The sequence below is a fragment of the Oxynema mangrovii CENA135 genome, assembly GCF_016632315.1.
GTDB classification, from domain to species: Bacteria; Cyanobacteriota; Cyanobacteriia; order Cyanobacteriales; family Laspinemataceae; genus Oxynema; species Oxynema aestuarii.
Window position 1 is genome coordinate 1 of sequence record NZ_JAEOXH010000003.1, and the last position, 20,136, is coordinate 20,136.

15 protein-coding genes are annotated in these 20,136 nt (G+C 53.7%); 2 read left to right on the forward strand and 13 right to left on the reverse strand.

All coding sequences use genetic code 11. The features are described from left to right. Positions 1–89 precede the first annotated feature (89 nt). From JJD41_RS19910 to JJD41_RS19920, 3 genes are all read right to left on the reverse strand, one after another. Complete coding sequence (locus JJD41_RS19910; RefSeq protein ID WP_200669288.1) at positions 90–1,556, reverse strand: filamentous hemagglutinin N-terminal domain-containing protein; 1,467 nt, start codon at positions 1,554–1,556, stop codon at positions 90–92. 161 nt (positions 1,557–1,717) lie between these two features. Beyond that, positions 1,718–2,755 carry a diguanylate cyclase domain-containing protein gene (locus JJD41_RS19915; protein WP_200669289.1) on the reverse strand — a complete coding sequence of 346 codons (1,038 nt, stop codon included), beginning with the start codon at positions 2,753–2,755 and terminating at the stop codon, positions 1,718–1,720. A gap of 90 nt (positions 2,756–2,845) precedes the next feature. Then, complete coding sequence (locus tag JJD41_RS19920; protein WP_200669290.1) at positions 2,846–4,777, reverse strand: hypothetical protein; 1,932 nt, start codon at positions 4,775–4,777, stop codon at positions 2,846–2,848. Positions 4,778–5,662: 885 nt separating this feature from the next. Between JJD41_RS19920 and JJD41_RS19925 the strand changes: the two genes are divergently transcribed. Continuing rightward, a complete protein-coding gene (locus JJD41_RS19925; RefSeq protein WP_200669291.1) occupies positions 5,663–7,501 on the forward strand; it encodes a PAS domain-containing sensor histidine kinase in 1,839 nt (612 codons plus the stop codon). A gap of 66 nt (positions 7,502–7,567) precedes the next feature. On the opposite strand, the gene JJD41_RS19930 is transcribed toward JJD41_RS19925, so the two are convergent. From JJD41_RS19930 to gvpA, 8 genes are all read right to left on the reverse strand, one after another. Further along, positions 7,568–8,425 (reverse strand): sirohydrochlorin chelatase, encoded by an 858-nt coding sequence (locus tag JJD41_RS19930; protein ID WP_370583904.1) that lies wholly within the window; start codon positions 8,423–8,425, stop codon positions 7,568–7,570. Between the two features lie 171 nt (positions 8,426–8,596). Beyond that, positions 8,597–10,096 carry a serine/threonine-protein kinase gene (locus JJD41_RS19935; RefSeq protein WP_200669292.1) on the reverse strand — a complete coding sequence of 500 codons (1,500 nt, stop codon included), beginning with the start codon at positions 10,094–10,096 and terminating at the stop codon, positions 8,597–8,599. Positions 10,097–10,135: 39 nt separating this feature from the next. After that, a complete protein-coding gene (locus JJD41_RS19940; protein WP_200669293.1) occupies positions 10,136–10,432 on the reverse strand; it encodes a DUF2934 domain-containing protein in 297 nt (98 codons plus the stop codon). Positions 10,433–10,564: 132 nt separating this feature from the next. Further along, entirely contained in the window at positions 10,565–12,466 is a 1,902-nt protein-coding gene (locus JJD41_RS19945; RefSeq protein ID WP_200669294.1) for an ArsA family ATPase, read from the reverse strand. A gap of 69 nt (positions 12,467–12,535) precedes the next feature. After that, on the reverse strand, positions 12,536–15,973 hold the full coding sequence (locus JJD41_RS19950; protein WP_200669295.1) for a LamG domain-containing protein: 3,438 nt from the start codon (positions 15,971–15,973) through the stop codon (positions 12,536–12,538). A 43-nt stretch (positions 15,974–16,016) separates the two neighbouring features. Then, positions 16,017–16,922, reverse strand: coding sequence for a gas vesicle protein GvpN (gene gvpN, locus JJD41_RS19955; protein ID WP_168569947.1), 906 nt, complete (start codon positions 16,920–16,922; stop codon positions 16,017–16,019). Between the two features lie 47 nt (positions 16,923–16,969). Then, positions 16,970–17,320, reverse strand: a complete 351-nt coding sequence (gvpC, locus tag JJD41_RS19960) for a gas vesicle protein GvpC (protein ID WP_200669296.1) — start codon at positions 17,318–17,320, stop codon at positions 16,970–16,972. A gap of 144 nt (positions 17,321–17,464) precedes the next feature. Further along, on the reverse strand, positions 17,465–17,683 hold the full coding sequence (gene gvpA, locus JJD41_RS19965) for a gas vesicle structural protein GvpA (RefSeq protein WP_168569945.1): 219 nt from the start codon (positions 17,681–17,683) through the stop codon (positions 17,465–17,467). 942 nt (positions 17,684–18,625) lie between these two features. On the opposite strand from gvpA, the gene gvpJ reads away from it, so the two are divergent. Then, positions 18,626–19,057 carry a gas vesicle protein GvpJ gene (gene gvpJ, locus JJD41_RS19970; RefSeq protein WP_200669297.1) on the forward strand — a complete coding sequence of 144 codons (432 nt, stop codon included), beginning with the start codon at positions 18,626–18,628 and terminating at the stop codon, positions 19,055–19,057. Positions 19,058–19,100: 43 nt separating this feature from the next. Here the strand turns inward: gvpJ and JJD41_RS19975 are convergent, their stop codons facing one another. Together JJD41_RS19975 and JJD41_RS19980 are read right to left on the reverse strand one after the other, a co-directional pair. After that, positions 19,101–19,484, reverse strand: a complete 384-nt coding sequence (locus JJD41_RS19975; protein ID WP_200669298.1) for a hypothetical protein — start codon at positions 19,482–19,484, stop codon at positions 19,101–19,103. A gap of 178 nt (positions 19,485–19,662) precedes the next feature. Then, positions 19,663–20,037, reverse strand: coding sequence for a DUF4359 domain-containing protein (locus tag JJD41_RS19980; RefSeq protein WP_168569942.1), 375 nt, complete (start codon positions 20,035–20,037; stop codon positions 19,663–19,665). Between the last annotated feature and the right edge of the window lie 99 nt (positions 20,038–20,136).

Here is a 20,136-nt window from a genome sequence, read left to right on the forward strand (position 1 = left end):
CCCACCGGGGTAGTAGGTAGCGACAAAAAGACCCTCGCGGGTCTTGATTGTCGGTTAGCCCTGCTACCGCTAGGTTAACGCAAAGTCAGTTAATCACTCTCTGGGAATTCTCCAAAGGTAGAAGACCCGAGGATGCTCGGCTGGAAATTGTTGCGATTGAAACCACTGAACCCATTAATAGAGATCTTTTCAGAGGCATGGATTCGTAAGGCTCCTGAAGAGGCCGATCCCCTGGCGATGGAGGAAATGACCGCTCCATCCGACAAACTCAAGCGAGGACTAATCAGATCGATGGCTCCGGCGATTCCCATGTCCGCACTTATCGTCATCACTCGGCTAGTGGCCAACGGATTCAAGGGTGAGGTACCAAACAAGTCGATCTGTTGCGAGGCTACGATCTCGATCGCCCCGCCACTCCCCGAACCGAAGCTAAAGCTCTCAATTTTACCGCCATCGACCAACTGCACGATCGGACTGGATAGGGAAATGTCGGCCCCGGAACCTGTAGCGAAGGTTTCGGAGATCGCCCCACTGCCGATGTTATCTCCGGCAATAGATCCCGACAGTCGGATCGCTTCGGCGGCGTGTAAGGCGATCGCCCCACTCGCCTCACTGCCTCGATTCTGGGCTAAAAATACCGAGCCGTCTTCCGCATTGAGCCGACGCGCTACGACTCGAATCGACCCGGACGGCGCCCCACTGCTATCGACTAAGGCCCGCCGGGTTAAGGTGACGTCTCCGTAGTCGGCGATCGCCCCCGTGCCTAAATTCCAGCCCGTAGCATCGGGGTTTAAGGCGATCGTCCCTCGGCGAACGCTCGCCAATTCGATCGCCCCTCCCGACGATCGGACGATTCCCCCGGACAAGGCAATTTCACTCCCAACGAAGGCGAGCGATCGCGCCCTCAATCCCCCCTCGGTTACCGCTCCTTCGATCGCGGGGGACATCCCCGGTACGACCCGCGCGAGCTGGTGTCCGGAGCCGTCAATCTCGATGTTTCCGGACTCGACTCCCAGATTGAGTCCGATCGGCGCGTTGACGGTCAATAACGGTCGCTCTTGCGGGTTGACGGCGTCGAAGCTCGTCCCGTCGGCAAACTCCAGCGATCGCGCCGTGGTTCCCAGGAAGGCGCCGCCAATCTCCAAGCGAGCGTTGACACCGAAATGAATCCCCGCCGGATTGATGAAAATTAAATCCGCGCTTCCGTTCGCCCGTAACACGCCGTCAATATCAGACCGTTTCCCCCCGGTCACCCGCGTGACGATCTGGTTGACGGTTTCCGGGTTGCTAAATATGGCTTCGCCGTTGGTCGGTATGGAAAACTCTGCGAAACTGTGAAATAAATTGCCGCCGCGCTGGGTTCCCCCTTCAATCTCGACGGCGCGATCGCCGGTAACGACCCGGGAAGGGTTCGGCAAGGTACTATCGGGAATGATTTGAGCGGCTGTGGGTAGCACGCCGTAGCATACACTGGCGGCGATCGCGCCGTGGAGGAGTAAAATCACTCGCCTCAGCGCCAGAGAGAGCAGAACATCGGCTTTTCTAAAAGTGAACATTGATTTAACTAACACGAGCGTGAATTCCCCTTCCTCGCTTGCAGAGAAGGGATGAAAGGATTCAGGTAAACTACCCCGACTCAATTGAGGAAGGCTATCGTGATTTAACGATCTCGCCCCCCACTTTAATGATATTGAGCTGAACAATAAGCGAATGATAATTAGTCCCTGGGGCTGAGGTGAACTTGCTGAAAGATAATGCGATCGCGCCCCTGTTCTTTCGCCTCTTGTAAGGCATTTTCTGCCGCCTCGATCAGTTGTCCTTCTCGGGGCTCGTCGCGATCGAGATCGCTCGATAACGCCGGACGGGGAATAACACTAGCCACCCCAAAACTTACGGTGACCAAAGAACTCACCGGAGAGCGTTCGTGGGCGATCGCTAAATCCTTAATTTGTCGGCGCATTTTCCCAGCAACATCGGTGGCACCTTTGCCATCCGTTTTTGGCAAAATTGCGGCAAAAGAATCGCCGCCATAACGGGCGACTAAATCCGCCGGACGTTTGACCGTAGCGGCGATCGCCCGGGCAATTTGTTGCAAGCATTCATCTCCCGCCTCTGTGCCGTAAACTTCGTTATAAAGTTGGAAGCAATCGATCGCCCCTAAAATTAAAGATAACGGTTCTAAATCCCGCGCCAAACGTTTCCATTCCCGCTCCAAATACTCGTCAAAATAACGGCGATGGGGAATTTGAGTAGAGGGGTCGATGACGAACAGTTCCAACTCTTCTTGAAGGTCCGTTAAAGCATCGTTGAGTTGTCGTTCCCGGCGGCGGAGATCGTCGAGTTGTCTGGCGGCCCAACCGAGTGTGAGTAAATGATGGACGCGCCGTTCTAGAAGGACTGGGGAGATCGGTTGGCAGATGCACTCGCTGGCGCCGACGGCAAGAGCCCGCCGCACGGTTGCGTCGTCGGCGGCGGAGATCGCCATTAAAATCGGGGGACGGCGATCGCCTAACAATTGCTGTAACTGCTCGCAACAGGCGAATCCGTCGATCCCGGCTCCCTTCGCCGGAAGGACGATCAGATCCGGGGTCACCTGTTCGCACAATTGTAAACATTGTGTGTCGGTGGCCGCTTCGACGGTCAAATAGCCCCGATTGTCGATCGGTTGGCGCAACTGCGCTCTCACTGCCTCGTCTTCGTGAACCAGGAGAACTGAGGGAGGATTGCCCTCGAAGTTGGGATGAATTCGGCTCATGTTTGGATCGCCTCCACAGCTTTGAGACAAGATAACCCATTCGCCATCGGGAAGGAATTCTCCGCCCCTCCCATCCTATCCGATCGCTTCTTATTCGGCGATCGCCTTCCATTCGGGTCGGCTGCCGATCGTGCTCAACTGCCAGCGTCCCAAGGTCGGATGGTCGATTTCGAGCAGACCGCTATCGAGGGGAACGCGCAGGTAAGGGCTCTCCAACACGGGCCAGTCGTCGAGAACGCGATCGCGACCGTCGATTTGGGCGGCGGCGATCGCCCCGTGGCGGTTGTAGGTCATCTGCAAGGATCGTCCGGCCAAGTTGGTATACATCAAAGTATGCTCGTCGTTCCAGGCGCGATCGTCGATCTCGGTTTTTGCCAAAGCCCGGGTGAGGGCTTCCCAGGTCGGGTAATCCGCCACTCGGGCGACTTCGGCGATCCAGGCGGTCCGTTCCCCTTCGGCGACGAAGGCGGCGTACTCGGGATCGGTTTCGGAGATCGAGGGGTTCCACCAGAGGAGATCGCCCCAGGGACGGGCCACCAGCCAGACGTTCTCGATCTTCCAAATTTGCCATCCTTGCCAGGATCGGGGTTCGCCGTAGCGGCGGGGCAGCACTAGGTGAGACCGGGCGGGAACTCCGGCGGCGCGATCGGCGGCGTTAAGCACTTGCTGGTAGAGGACGGTACCGCGATCTTGCAGGTATTGGTCCGCAGGCGATCGCCCGGTCGCCATTGGGGTGTGGTAGGTTCCGGCGAGACTGACGATCGCGTTATCGCCACCGTTGCGATCGCGAATGACGAGTTTGTAGGTCGCGTATTGGGCGCGGATCGTGCCTTCGACTTGATAGGAGCGGGATGGTTCGAGTAACGTACCGAGGGTATAGTCTTCGGTGGCGTAAAAGTTCTCCCACAGGTGGTTATCTTCGGAATAACTGTAATAAGCCGGATGGCTGGCGCGCAACTCGAACGGGAGGGGAATTTCTTTGCGGGCGATCGCGCGCAAGTGCGGCGGCGGTCGATAGTCGCTCAGGGCGGGCAATAAGGCGACGCGCAGGTAATTGTCGATCCCCTCTTCGACGTTGGCGCGCGGGTCGTCCTCGTCTCCCCACCACAGCCACGCGATCCAACTCAACCCACTGTCCCAGGTACCGCGATCGAACTTGCGACTTTCGGCCCCTCCGGCGGTTCCCCAACTGAAGCGCACGGCCATATTCGCCGCATACCAATCTAACAGGGCGGTGGCGAGCGATCGCAGTTCCGGGGTCGGGGCGAAGTCGTAGAGATTGAGCAGTCCGGCGATACTGTAACCGTAATAGGTGGAGGAGTGAAATTCTCCTTGTCCGATCGTGAGAAATTTTTTGAGCTGCAATCGCAACCAGCCTTCCTGGACGGCTTGAATGTGGGGCAAATCCGGGGGCCACTGACTGCCTTTGAGAAAGGCCAATCCGGAGGCGTACTGCATGAACAGATGGTTTTCGGTGCCGCCTTCGAGCCATTCTTCGACGCGGGGTTTGACGGTCATGGTGCGATAGGACTCCCGCACGGCTGGCGGCATGGTTTCACGGTGGAGAAAAAAGAGGCGGATGTCGAAAATGCTGCGAAAGTGATAGAGGTCCGGGCGATCGCGCTCTAAGGTGAGAAGGGCTTCCCAAGGGGAGGGGCGATTCTCCTGGAGAGACTCTCCGCGACCGTAGAGATCGCTCAAGCTCAAACGGGCGACGATCGCCGGAAGGAGGTATTTGTGAGGGTCGCCGATCTGTTCCCGTCGCCACCAGCGATCGAGTTCGCTCAAATCGGCGCGGGCGAGTTTTTCCCGGATGGCTCGACTGCGACGGCGAAAGCCCGCTTCAGAGGGGTCTTGCCACGGGAGTTCGGGACGGCGATCGAGGTCGATACTGCGATCGCGCAGCCCTTGCAGGGTCTCGGTTTGTGCCCCGAGATCCCCTCGCGCGTCGGATCCGCAACCGCCAGAGGCGATCGCACTCAGTATGAGGGCTAGCACTCCTAAAGTTTTCCAGATTCTCATCGATTTTTCTTGCGACTCCCGACTCCCGATCTACAATCTAAAATCTACAATCTAAAATCTAAAATCCGATCGTGACGATTGTCATCAAGTGCTACTGCGATTTTTGTCGCTCCCGTGGGGGTCAAGCCCTCGTTAAAAGCGGTCTAAGGTTTAACCCCTTCTGTTTGAGAATTTCACCGGAACTCGATCGGTTGGGGCGATCGCTTTTAGGCCATTTTCGAGAAAATTAGGATGAAATCGGGCAAAATGGTCAGGCTTTCTTATGTGTATCATAAATCTAGGCTGTCCGCAGATTTCAGGTAAAATGAAACGAATAAACCCAGGGCGAGCAACTAATTCGAGAAGCGCTTCGCGATCGCGTTTAAAACTTTTTCTAGAATCTCGAAACACGATTTTTTCATTTAAACTAGAATGAGATCGGATCCCGGAGCGTTAAAGCACGGCGGCTGAGGCGAGTCCAACCCAACTGGGTCATCCGTCTCCGACGGGATCTCGCCGGGAAGAAGCCGTAGAGCCGCCGCCGGGATCGTTCCTCAGCCATCGGGTCTACGCATTTGAGTTTAATGCAAAAATCGAACGAAAAAAACGGGTAAACTTTGGCGATCGCCCGTTTGTTTGCGGTTAAAAACCCTTACCGATCTCAACTGGACTCGATCCCCTGATTTATTCTACTTTTGGAGGAAAAAGAATTGAGATGACTGTTTGAGAACTCAGACAACATCGAGAATCATCTCATAAAAAATAAAGCTTATCGGTTAACTTAGAAAATAGCTTTTTGAAGAAATAGGCTCGAAGATTCACCCCCGTTTTTTTCGATCGATCATGCAAAATCCTAACCCCAAAATCGACAAAAGCTCCGAACATCTTATCGGGTTCTCGGCATCAGTGGAGTCCATTCAAGCCAATGCAGATTCCCGATGTAGCTGTCGCGAGCAATTCTGTCGCTTTGTCCGATCGCTGCCGATTCCCGCCGCCTTACTCGACGAGCAAATGAGTTATTTAGCGGTGTCTCGTTCCTGGACGAGAGATCTTTATCTTAGGGAATCCGGGGATGAGGGAGCTCCCACGAGGGACGACGAGGAGGACTTGCCCGATTTCGGCGCGCAATGGCAGGGTATGTATAAATCTTGTCTCGAATCGGGTCAGGAACAATGCGAGCTGATTCCCGACCAGCACGATGAAGAGACAACCAATTGGGTTCGCTGGCAAATGCAGCCCTGGTTCGACGAACGGGGAAACGTGAGAGGGGTGGTGGTCTATCGCGAGGTGTTGAATCCGGGGATGGGCGATCGCTGTGCCTTGCCGAGTTTCCGCGACAATGCCAACGCCGCCTATTCTTCCTTGTTACGTTTGTATAAAGAGTTGGACAAGCGCTTTCAAGAGCGCAATCGCCAACTGCAACAGACGAACAGCCGACTGCACGACGAAATCCGCGCCCACGAACAAGACCAGATCGCCTTACGGCGACACGCCCAAATGCTAGATCTGGCAAACGATACGATTATGATTCTCGATTTGAATTATCGCATCGTTTATTGGAACCACGGAGCCGAACGCTTGTATAAATGGACGCGCACGGAAGCCCTCTCTCAACCCGTTCACGATTTCTTGAAAACGGAATTTCCCTACCCTCCCGAACAGATTAAGCGCACTTTACTCGATCGCGGCTACTGGCAGGGGGAATTAGTTCACAGCAAACGCGATGGAAGCCGCATCGTCGTCGAAAGTCGCTGGACTTTGCAATACGACGACGACGGCAATCCGAGCGCTATTTTAGAAATTAATCACGATATCAGCGATCGCAAAGACGCCGAAGCCGCCTTGCGCGAATCCGAAGCCCGTTTGCGCGAAAAAAACCGACAGTTAAAACATACCTTGGAAGAGTTGAAAAATACTCAAGCTCAGTTAATTCAAACCGAAAAAATGTCGAGTTTGGGTCAACTGGTGGCCGGAGTCGCCCACGAAATTAACAATCCGGTTAATTTCATTTACGGCAATCTCAACCATACCAAACAATATATGGAAGATTTGCTCAAAACCATCGAACTCTATCAAAAGTATTACCCGGAACCGATCGCAGAAATTGAGGAACTCGCCGATGATATCGACCTCCACTTTATTTTAAAAGATTTACCGAAAATGCTCGCTTCCATGCAAGTTGGCGCCGAGCGAATTCGCGAAATTGTCAGAAGTTTACGCAACTTTTCCCGTTCCGATCGCGCCGAATGCCAAGTGGTCGATCTCCATGAAGGAATTGAAAACACCTTACTGTTGTTGAAACATCGCTTCAAATCTAAAGGGAATTCGTGCAAGATCGAAATTATCAAAGAATACGGCAAATTGCCTCTGGTGGAATGCTACGCCGGACAGATGAACCAAGTATTTATGAATATTTTGGGCAACGCGATCGATGCCTTGGAAGAGTTAGCCGAATTCGACAGCGAACGGCATTCCTTTAAGATTTGGATTCGTACTCAAATGCTCGACGATAATCGGCTTGAAATTCGGATTGCCGATAATGCTGGCGGGATTGACGAGAAAACTAAAAATAAATTATTCGACCCGTTCTTTACCACGAAACCCCCCGGAAAAGGTACCGGATTGGGCTTGGCAATTAGCTATCAAATTGTCGTCGAAAGACACGGAGGACAACTCGAATGTATCTCGGAACAAGGGAAAGGAACGGAGTTCGTTATTTCCATTCCTCCCTATCCTCAAGATTAATGATTGAGCTTGAATGTAGAGACAAATAAAAACAAAATCTGCACGACCGAGCCAGTTTTTCAGTCCTTAAGCGGCGCAGGTTGCCATCAACTCGAAAATGATTTGGGCGAGGTCGTCACTGTCTCCGAGAGGGTCGGCTAAATGGAACTGTAAATCGCTAAATTTGAGCGATAATTCGCCGATTAAATCGGCGATCGCGTCGGTAATGCCCCCGACGAATAAAAAATAAGGAAAAATGGCGATTTCGCGCGCGCCGCGATCGCCTAGCGACGCCGGAGGCGTATCGCGCAATTGGGCGATGGTTTCTTCTAAACTCGGCGATACGGACCAATAAGCTGTAAAAACCCCTAATTTCTTGCCGAGTTCTTCAACCTGTCGGTTGCCCCCTTCCCGACGACTGCCGTGGGATAAAAGAATCCATTGCCGAGAAGCAAAACGGTCAATTTTTGCCGCTAATAAATGATACATGGAATCGAGACGAGAGCCGATCGCCGGACTCATTTCGATCGCGAGGCGATCGCCGACAAGGGCGCGCGCTTTTTTAACTTGTTCGGGAATATCTTCGCGAACGTGAACTCCTTCTAAAAGAAACAGGGGAATGAGTTGAATCCGCCGATAACCCCGTGCGATCGCGCGATCGGCAACCTGACAAATTTGCTCGGATAAAGGTAAGGGATGTAATTCTAATTGAGCCGTTTCGATATAGGGTCGGCGATCGGTTTTCGGTAGATTGGGGGTAGAAGAATTGAGCGAGTCCGCGAGGCGATCGCGCAAGCGGTCGGCGAGGCGATCGATCGCCTGTCGCGGACGCGGATCGCGACTGCCATGCATGACTAAGAGATAGGCACGATCGAGGCAATGGAGAGGAATTGTTGGAGCGATCGATGGCACGGATACCCTGAGATAAACTGCGGCTAAAATCACAAGCGATCGTCATTTTAGCCCATTTTAATTTTAGATGGATCGCCTGTAAGGACACGGCAGTCCCGTGTCCCTACCCTCGATCTCTCTCGTTATTTTTGAAAAATGATATTTACCCGCATCTGAAGCCGATGAATTTTAGATTTTAGATGGAGATGCTTTTCTTCTTCTTTCCTACTCCCTACTCCCCACTTCCCATTCCCCACTTCCCATTCCCGGTTCCCACCCTCCTTCGCATCGATACCAGCGATCGCACAACGCACTTAAATGACGCCACCAATGGATCCCACTAGCCCAGGTGCGATAGGGGAGATGTCCGACCCGGGCCGTTCGCGAGAAATCGACCCCCGTGTAAGGACGCACGCTATTGTAACTTTGCCAACCGACGCGATCGCAAAATTTGCCGTAATCTTCGCCGAGAGTGTAGAAAATGCGCGCTTGTACGCTGAAGCCAAAGCGTCCGCCACTGTATTTCACCCAGAGGCGATCGAGGGTTTTTAAGTCGGGACAGGGGAATTTCTGCCAGTCGTTCGCGTCGAGATAGCCTAGGGGCGGTTTTCCGACGACTTGGCACAGTAAAACCCGGGTTTCGCGGTCGGCTTCTTGCCACTGTTGTTTGGCCAGTAGATCGCGTAAACGAGTATAGTCTACGCCGACGGCGGAATCGAGGCGATCGCCGTCGGTCGGCGAGGGCGCCCCGGTCAGCCATCGCCAAATGGCTTGGATGAGAGACGGTTTCCGGGGCGCGATGACTGGGGTGGGGACGGGAGGCGACGGGACGGGTCGAACTGTGGCGCGATCGAGATCGTGCAGGACTGCGGCGGCGGATGGATAGCGACGCTTGGGGGCATTTTGCAACAGTCGATCGAGGAGGGCGCCGAGGCGATCGCCCACGGGATTTTGAGGGGGTAAAAACTGGCGCCAGATCCAGCGATCCTCATCCGCATCGAACAGTTGGCGGGGGGGGACTCCGGTGAGTAATTCGATGCAGGTGACGCCCAAACTGTAGAGGTCGCTGGCGGGAACGACTTTGCCGCGTATTTGTTCCGGGGGCATATATTCCGGGGTACCGACAATCGTCCCCGTTTGCATGACGGTGACGGTGGAAATGGTTTTGGCAATGCCAAAATCGATTAACATCAGTTGACCGTCGCCGCGTCGGATCAGGTTGGCGGGTTTGAGGTCGCGGTGGATGATGTTGCGATCGTGGATAAAGCTTAAAACGGGTAACAGGTCGCGCAGGAGTTGGCAGATTTCGGCGGCTGAATAGAATTTTTGTTGCTGGAGTTCGCGATCGAGGGGCAAGCCTTCGATAAACTCTTGGACGAGATAGAGTTGTCGATCTTGCTCGAAATGGGCGAGTAATTGGGGAATTTGGGGATGAACGCCGAGGGTGTCGAGGCGTAGGGCTTCTCGTTCAAACAGTTCTACTGCTTTTTGGAGTTGGGCGGGATCGGCTTGGGGGAGGTAGAGTTGTTTGATGACGCATTGGGGTTGTGAGGGGCGTTGGGTGTCGATCGCCAGAAAAGTGCGACCCATACCGCCTTGTCCCAAGGGGGCGATCGCGCGATAGCGATCTTGCAAATACAGGGGAGAACCGCAACACTGGCAGACGATCGCCCCGTCTGGATTGCGATCGGGATCGGAACACCCGGGTTTGATACAATAAACCATTGGATCTTGTGAAGTTGAGCGTGAGAGGCGATCGCCCCATTATTGGCGGCGCAGTTGCCGTTGGGCCTCGAACCAGCACTCATCGGCCTTGTGGTCGGGACAGCCCCAGCTTTGCCAAATATGATACGCTCTCGTGCGAAGATCTGCGTCACTCGGCCTGTAGGGAGTCATGAAATAATCGCAGCTTTGACGCTGGAAGTTGTAAGGAGCGATCGCAAAATAATCGACTCGTCCCCAATGTTCGGCGGTGAAGCGATAGCATTGCTCTTTAATCGGACAGTCTTCGCCGGGACAAAAGGTGATATCGAGCATTCGGGGTTGTACTCCATCTTGCATTGTCAATGATTGGTGAGGCTCAATCGAGTAGCATCACGCTCAGTTCGTAGAGAATTTTTTCACTCCCCCGAATATCCCTCTGTATCAATCGGCGTGCGATCGCCCCCGATGGATCTGCCCTCCAGCCCCTTTTTAAAACAACAATTTTGCCGCCCCTCGAACGCGGGCGATCGGTTCGACCGATCGCGGTAAAACCGGAAGCCGAATAATCTTTTGTTCTGGAAATAAATTAGCATTAATTTCCCCCAAATCGCTATAGCGATTGTGAACGAGATAGCGTTGACAAACCCCCATTGTTTTTAACGCTTCGCTCAAGCGTAAATGTTCGGACACGATCGCCGATCTCCCCTGGGTCACGCCGATAAACTCCGTATGACTCGGATCGGTTAATTTTTTCTGGGCTTTCACCACCTTTTGACGTAAGGTTCGCAACCGTCCCATCAATTCCACCCGACCCAAAACATTTTGATATTTCATCCACAGTTTAAAAATCCAAGCCAACCAATCCGCCAACGCCGAAGGCATTTCCAAAAACCGCAGTAAATGACCTGTCGGTGCCGTATCTAAAATAATTAAATCCTGCCGATGTTCTTCTAATAAGTCGATCGTCGCAATCAGAGACAGCATTTCATCAATTCCCGGCAAGGCTTGCGCCACAATTTGCCGCCAAGCTTGCGGCGTATAAGCTAACTGTACCGCTCCCGGTTCGGCTGGTTCGCCGCTTATCATCGCCGCCAATTCCCACAAATAATCATTTCTAAATTGTTCGAGCATCATTTGGGCGTCGATTTCTTGACCGCTTAAATTCGGCAGAATTTCCCGGGCTTCGTGACCCATTTCTCGACCGAATGCATCCCCCAAAGAATGAGCCGGATCGATGGAAATGATACGAATCTTTTTATCGGGATATCGATTGGCTAACGCCCAACCGATCGCCGCCGCTACGGTGGTTTTTCCGACCCCTCCTTTTCCGCCAATTAAAATGAGTTGGCGACCTTCAGCGATGAAATCGTCGAACTGAGGCGGGACGGGTTCGGGCCATTCCACGATCGCCTCGGGGGCGATCGCCACGCGCTCGATCGGTCTAATTTGTGAAAACAGTGCATCTAAAGCGTCCCCTCCCACGGGTTCGGACTGCCATTCGGGAATCGCGAACATCGTTTTTTGTGCGCTTAAATCGAGAAATTTGGCGAGTAATTGCTGCTGTTCGCTATAGCGATCGGGATCGAGTTCGTTTTTTGGGACAATTTGATTGACAAACAATCCAGAAAAGGGAATTGAAAGTTGGTGCAAATTTTCTACAAATCGGCGCGTTTCCAACCAGCTCATCGGTTCGGCGATCGCCACCACCGAGCAAGTGGTGAAGGTCGGATCTTGTAATAATTCTCGCCCGCGATTTAAGTCCGCTTTCATCTCCACTAAAAAGCGATCGATCTCATCCGGGGTATAAGTTTTGCGAAAACTGTGGGAGATCGCGCGATGTTTTTCTTGGAATAATTCCAAAGAATTTAAAACAACATCTAAAAAGTCTTTAATCGCCAATAAATTTAACGTATGACCGGAAGGCGCCATATCGACGACGATGCGATCGGCTTCTCCTTCAGTTAACAACCGTTGGATTTCGAGCAGTCCCATAATTTCGTCCAATCCGGGCCATTCTAAATCCCAAACGGGAGTTAAATCTTCTCCCTCAACAAAACTCCCCCGTTCGACCAAGATTTCTAAAAAGTTGCCGTATTTGGCTTTAAATTCTGACAGTAATGTTTTCGCACAGAGCGATCGCGCGCTCAAATTGGGCAAGTCGGCTAACGGCAAACCCGTATCCGTTACTGGAGTTTGCAGCACGTCGGCGAGGGAATGAGCCGGATCGGTCGAAATTAATAAAATTCGTTCGTCGGGGAAACGTTTCGCCCACTCTCTGGCAAAGGCACAAGCAAGGGTGGTTTTGCCCACGCCCCCTTTGCCGCTCAACAAAACCAAGTGAATGTTATCGTAAATTTCGAGGGTCTCAAACAGTTTGGCAGTCGAATTCATCCGCCCTCCGGCTTCTCTTTTTCCAAGATTTTACCGTTTCGTTCACAGGATTTAAAACCCGGACTTCGTTCAAACAATCGGTAACTCGACTTCTTCCCAAGTTCCTCCGATCGCCTGAGCGAAGGCACTGCGCCCGGTGCGATCGCGCAACAGGACGCCACTGCCTTCATCTAATGGCCAATAGGCGATTAATCCCTCTTCTTCCCCGGTCAAGCGCGAGGACATTTCCGCTTCAATTTCTACAGCCGTTCTGGCGCGATTCCAAATCCGAATTTCGCTCATTTGACCGTTCAAATAACCGCGCGGTTCTCCGTCTAAATGGCGACCGATATAAAGCGGGGTTCGATCCACAATTAAAGGCCCGTCACTGGCGCCTTCGGCCATCAATTGACCGTCGATATAGGTTTTAGCCGTCGTTCCATCGTTGGTGATGGCGACGTGATGCCATTGGTTCCAGGCGATCGCCCCCGGCGGGGTGTCCGGGATGCCTGCGTCGGTGGCGGCGCCGTTGTGGAAGCGGTGGGCGATCGCGCCGTTATCGTGCAACCAAATATTAAAATTGCGTCCGGGTTTGCCGACGATTCCCGTTGCGGGTTCCTCGGGTTTCCCGTCGGCGTTGAGCCAGACTTCGACGGTGTACGCCTCGACCTGCAAGCCGGGACAGTCGGGAACGGCGAGATAATCGTCGCGACCGTCAAAGCGTAAAACCCACTGGTTGAGGGCTTTTGCAGGGGCGATCGCCCTGGCAATCGGGATCGGGAGCTGTTGCCAGGTGGCGCCGCACAATTCCCCGCGCGATCGCTGCGGTCCGCGATCGCCGATCTCCGTTCCCCGTCCTTCGTTCAACGGCCAATAATAGCTCAATCCCGGTTCGGTTCCTCGCAAGCGTCGGTGCAGGTCGGCCCTAATTTCGGCGTCGGTGCGCGGGACGCTCCAAAATCTCACATCGGCGAGTTGACCGCGAAAGAAGGTATTGAGGGTTTCGGAAATGGCGACTTTCCCCAAGTAATAAACCGATCCTCGGATATACACGCGCTCCGGCGCTCGACGGGTGGCGAACGGCTCGCCGTTGCGATAAAAGCGGTATTCGCTGCCGTCTTTCACCCAGGTCAGATGCACCCAGCGATCGCCCGTTTCCAAGAAGTTGCATAACAGATCGCTGCTATCGCTGTGACTCTCGGCGGCGCGGGAATGATATAACAAGGTGCCGTCGTAGGGACAGAGGGACAAGCCGGGTTGACACCGATCGCCGTAGCGACGATCGCCTAAAATGCCGTGCCACGTTTCGTCCTCGATCGCCGACGGTTTCAGCCACAGGGCGATCGTAAACTGGCGATCGTCCTCAAAGGGGTTGTCGATGGCGATCGCGTCGTCTTCCCCGTCCAAACTGACCGCCGCTTGGATCTCGTCCTCGATCTCACCTCCGGCGTCCGGGGATGCGATTCCCCTGGGCAGACGCTCTGAAAACGGGCCTTCGCTTTGCTGCCAGCTTGCCCCGATTATTTTGGCGTCGTTGGGCGGGTTGGCGCAGTCGTCGGCGCGATCGCCGTCACCGTCATTTAACGGCCAATAATAGGCCAATCCCGGCTCGTTCCCGGTCAAGCGCCGCTCGCGATCGCCGCGAATTTCGGCCTCGGTGCGCGCGACGCTCCAGATGCGAATCTCGCTCATTTGGCCTTCAAAGTAGCCAATATTGGGCGGTTCGAGGGGTTGGCCGCCGCCGATTTTGCCGAACCAATAGGTAGTTTTTTCTGTATAAATTCGCTCCGGGGCGGGTTGAGTGCGAACGAGTTCGCCGTTGCGATAGTATCTATATTCTTCCCCGTCTTTGACCCAGGCAATGTGAACCCATTGCTGTTCGAGTCCGTCAAAAAAGTTAGATAAAATGACCGCTTGGGGACGGCATTCGTCCAGCGTCTCCCCAGGAGAATCGCCGCGAACGGCGCTACTATACGATAAGAGCGATTTAATCCGTTTGGCGATAAACAATTCCGGTTTTAACGCCGACGCCCACCAGCGTTTCCCCATCACGTAGGAGTAGCCGGAACGGTCGAGGACGGGCTTGACCCACAGGGATATCGTGAAGTTCTCCGGATTGTCGAAGGGGTCGTCGATTTCGAGATAGTCGTCTTGTCCGTCGAAGCACAAGACTGTCTGCAAGGGCTTTTCGTCGCTGTCGTCTGCGGCGATCGCCAGGTCGGATTCCCCCCAGGTCGCGCCGTAGATCGTGGCCGGGTTGTGGCGACGGGCGCGGTTGTGGGCGATCGCCCCACGGCCTTCGTCCAAGGGCCAGTAATAGCACAATCCCGGTTCGTCACCGTGGGGCGGGCGAGTGACGCGGTCTCGAATTTCGTTCGGGTTGAGGGCGACGGTCCAGAGGCTCAGATGGGCGATCGCGCCGCGAAAGAAGGTATCGTTTCCGCCGATGTTGTATAAAATCTGCGGATTGCCATAAAAATTTTCCGGGGCGGCTTCCGTGGCGAACCGTTCGCCGTTACGATAAAAGCGATATTCGCTGCCGTCTTTCACCCAGGCGATTTGAACCCAGCGATCGCCCGTCGGAAAGAAGCGATCCAGGCTCCCCGCGTGGCGCGCGCTGCCGTCCGCACGAAAGGAATCGTAGTATAAACCCCGTTCCCTCGGGGCGATCCACAGTCCCGGCCCGTGGGGGGTGTCGTCGCCGCGTTCGTCCCCGGCTTCGCCGAAGAGGAGCCGCCAGCCATCATCAAGCTGGGACGGTTTGACCCACAGGGACAGGGTAAAGGTGGTGTTGTTTTTAAACGGATAGGCGATTTCGAGGCGATTGTCGATGCCGTCGAAGGCTAACACGGACTGGAGGACGGCGGGGGGGCGTTCGCCGTCTAGTTCGGGAATAGAGCCCGATGGGGCGCTGTCGGTCGGTGGCGTCTCGGGGGTTCGCGATCGGCTCAGGGTCTCGACTTCGGTTTCGGCTAAGGCCCGTTTCCAGATCCGCACTCGAGCGATCCGACCGTGGAAAAAGCACGGATTGGCTCCGGCTTGGTGGGTGGCTCCTGCTCCGACATGGAGGGGATGGCGATCGTTGGGCTGAAAGTCCACGTCGTTGAGGCGGGCGGCGATCGCCCCGTTGACGTAAAATACGGCAGTTCGGGAGGCGCGATCGTAAGTCCCGACTAAATGGGTCCAGGTCTTCGCCGGGGCCGTCGGTCCGGAGAGGGTCACCCAAGGCGCGTTTTTCTGACCGCCACCGAGCCAAAATTGCCAATGTCCGGAGGCACTGACACAGAACAGATAGCCCCGTCTGCCTTCGGCAGCGGATCCGCTTACGGAGGTCAACAGTGCTCGATAGCCGAGTCCCCCGTGGAATTCTACCCAGACCTCGACGGTAAAACTGGCGGGATTGAAATCCTGAGAGTGATGGCGTTGGATCTCGTCACTACTGCCATTAAAGTAGACAATCCCCGGCGGCGTCGCCCCGAGGTCGATTGTTTTGGGTTCGGGCCCGAGGGGAGGGGATTGGAAAACCATCGCTGTCCCTAGTTCGCTACTCGGTGGGGAAGGTTGGCCCATGTCAGGCAGACAGTTGTTCGGCGGCGATCGCCTCGTCGAGGAGTTCGTCGAGAATTGCCCGTCCTTGGCTCGCCGACCCCTTAGACCGCGACAGCAACACGTCGGTACAAATCTCCCGAAAGTCCTGGTGGGCGGGGTCTACGGCGATCTCGTTGCGCTCGCAGACCGTCGCGACGATCAGACAAGCGCGCAATCCGGAGGAGTTTTCCGGGGTGGGGGTGCGATCGCGAAATCCTTTCACCAATTTGACGATCGTCCCAGCATGAGGGCGACTCAATCCCGATTTTTGAACGACGATCTCCTGTTGCGTCAGTTCGTCCGGTTCGGGAATGTCGATCGTGATCAGCCGATCCATCAAGGCGTCCTGGGTTTCGTGAATGCCGCAATATTCCTCGGGATTGGAGGTGAAAATCGCTCGAAATTCGGGATGAGCGTGGATGTACTCTTGTTGTCGGACACTGGCAGGCAAAACTAACAGTTTTTCTTCCAACACCGACAGCAGCACGTTATTTACTTCCGGTCGCGATCGGTTGAACTCGTCGTAAATTAGGGTAAATCCTTCGCGACAAGCGGTCGTCAGCCGTGCATCGACCCAGGATTGACGAAATTCGTCTTCGACTTTAACCACGGTATGGATAAAGTTATCGACGACTTTCTTGCGGTTGTAGCCCCGTTGGTTGCCGACGAGATCGGACGATTTGTATTCGTCATCCCCGAAGATCAAGACGATCGGACGGGCTAACAGATTGGCCAGATGAACCGCCAAGGTCGTTTTTCCGGTTCCTGCCGGACCGCGCAGGTGAACGGAAAATCCGGCTTGCAGGTAGCGTAAGGCGCGCCTGCTCAGTCGCTGAATGCTGGGGGTATCGACAAAATTTTGCGAGTTAGCTTGCAAAATAGTGGTCACGATTCAATCGGTCTCTTCTAAAATTCTGCGCATCAAACGGCCCGACCCTAACGCTTGGGGGTGGGTTTGGCGATCGCAGGGGGACGGGCCGTGGCTTTCGGTGCAGGCGGTGCAGAACTTCCCCAAACGTACTCTTTGAGGCCGATTGCGTAGGCCCGGCGCCGATCGCGTTCTTCGAGCCAGATCTCCTGCTGCCGCGATCGCGTCTCCTCTAGAAACGTGGCGACCTCGGTTTGTAAATTCCCGTGAAACTCGCTGAGGGACTGTCTCAAACTCGCCCCCATCGCCGACCGTTGCGCCGTTAACTCGGATAACTCGTCTGCAACTTGCTGCTGGCGTAACTGGACTTCTTCTTGACGCCGCTCTCGGGCTGCGTACCATTCTTCTCGCAAAGACACGCCTGAGTCCTCCCGATCTACTTAATAATTACACGATCGTTGCTAGGGTTGTTGTTGCCAATTTTTTTTCCACGGCGATCGGGGCAAAGACCTGCGGCGGTCCTCAAGCACCCCGCAGGTTCGATCGCCCCCCGGTCTCGATCCCTACACTGCAGGAACCGCCGCCTGTGCGGTCAAGCCTACGGCTTCAGCATATTTCAAATAGGTTTCCACCGAGGCCACGACGATTCTCGCTTCCACCGCCAGCAGCTCGATCCCCACCAAGGAAACCCGCGCCCACACGTCGATCACGACGCCTTTATCCAAAATGCGATCGACCACTTCGGCCAAACTGGAAGATGAGTTAACTTTTTCAACAGCCATGATAGTTGCTCCTTATCAATTCGCTCACAAGCTCGATTTGAGGTTTTTCTACGTTTTGAAGAAAAATCCTCGTGGTTCAGTGCTTCGATTGCTTCCCCCGATCTGCTAAACCCAGTCTATATAGCTCGACCCGTCCAATACGATCGAATCGGTTCGAGCGGATAGATCTTTGGCATTTGGGGCGATCGTTTTTAGGGATTTTGCCCGGTTTCTTTTGCCATTATCGTACAATCGACGCGGGGCATAATCGATCCCCGTTTTTGAGTTTTCTTGACGATCGCTCCCCCAAACACTCAAGCTCTCATTCTACTCTATTTTGGCAAATTTCGGTTATTTCGATCCCGTAATTGTAACTGCGAACCGCCCGAACGAAGCCGCTCAAACGCGATCGCCACTCTATTTATAAATGTGAATTTGACTGATAAGATTTGGAAGCTGGCGAGTCAGTCTATTCTTTGTCATCGTAGCTCTACTGGCTGCACCTGTCTATAAACATTAGCTAAAACATTACAAACATTAACAATTGTGGCGATCGCTCGGTGATTTCGTGCAGTAGCGATCGCCCAAATCCCCGGTGTCTTCGGTACGGCTTCGCCGATCTTTTGGCAATTTTCTAGAGATTTTGGATCGACCGACCGACGATCGCTCCCCTATCCAAAAAACGGTGTATTTCGAGCGATCGTCCGTGTTTCTACTCCCTTGCTCATTGAGCGATTCTCCATTTCAAAAAAGCCGAACCCGATCTATAGTAAAACAAGAATAAAACCAAGGAGAGGATCGCCAAGTCCGTTCTCTCGAAACCCGTCGCCGAAACCCGAACGGCGATCGATAACCTCCCCGAATTCACTGCCTCGGTCAGCCTTGAAAGATTATCGCAAACAATTTGTTAAATTTTAGCAAATCCGACAATTGTTTTGTCCATTTTACCCGTTCTAACTTATCGTGTCTTCTACCCCCATCCAACCCAAAAATTATCCCTCTTCCTCCCATCGCGCGATCTCGACTTCTACCCAAAGTTCCTCCCTCGCCGATATTCTCGAACGAGTTTTAGATAAAGGGATCGTGATTGCAGGGGATATTTCAATTTCGATCGCCACCACGGAACTGCTGCACATCCGCATTCGCCTGTTAATCTCTTCCGTCGATAAAGCGAAAGAAATGGGGATTAATTGGTGGGAAAATGACCCCTATCTCAGCAGTAAAGCCCAAGCATTAATCTCGGAAAATCAACAATTACAAGACCGCTTGAACCAGTTGGAAGCAGAAGTGCGATCGTTGCGATCGCTGACGACCAACCCCGTCGAACTCAGCACGGACGATCGCCCCTCGTCGGAACCATCCCCCGGCGAAGCACCCCCGGATTCTCCCGCCTAATTTAACTCGATTTGAGGGCGATCGGCGATGGTGTATCCAGCGATCAATAGTCCAGATAAAAGGTTTCAAAATTACGGGAGCGATCGCCAGAATGCGATCCTGGGGGTCTAGAGATAGGGGCTGGTTGAGGTTGGCCGGGTTGAGAAGACGTAGACCGTTGAGAACCTGAGAGTTTTCCCGACTTTAAAGAGGAGGACTGGCGCAACTGTCGAGCTTTCTGTTCGCTATTTTCGATGTGGCGATCGATGACTTTTAATTGTTCTTCTAAGACCTGAAGGCGCTGCTGCATTACCTTCATTTCTTGCTCGATGCGCTGGCGTTGCGTGAGCAGTTTATAAAGTTCCAATTGCTCACCCGCCTCAGTATTATTTCGAGGAATATTAGTCAGTTTAGAGTGAATTGGCGTCTGGGGTCTCGGTCGTTGCATGGCTTATTTTTATGGCTTTTTATCTATTCGCATTATAGTAGGCCAGGGGCGATCGCCAAGGGCTGCCCTCGGCTGTGCAATATTTCTTTATAGAGGGGTCTTCATGGAAGGGAAAGAACACTCGTGAAAGGAACGCGCGATCGCCCCGCCTCCATTGAATGAACCGAACAATTTTGGTCTAATTACCCGATCCGGCGCGATAAGTGTAAAACCGATTGAAAGCGCCAACGGTTTCTAATTCGTAAGAGGGAATAAAGGGCAAAAATTGGGGAGAAAACTCAGTTTTGTAAAGACTGAAAACGAAAAAGTTGGCTCGTTCCGTATGTTCTTCGACGATTTCGCCAATTTGCGGGCGCGCCGAATCGAGGAGGGACTCGCAACGATCGCGGGCGATGGGAACGCGATCGCAGCCTTGTTCTCGAAGATATCCGGTAATTTCGTCCGTGGCGTATTCGTTGTAGCGATCCAGTCCCGGATTGGAGATCGCCATCGCGGCGCCTAGGGCGATCGTGGCCACCCCCCCGAGTAAGGCTATCCCATGCACGTATTTCATAGCAACACGATTTTTGCCAAGTTAGCGAACCAATCCTTTCCAGGGTAACCATTCTGCCGCTCTCTAAAACTTACTCAAACTTAATCATTTGATGTTTAG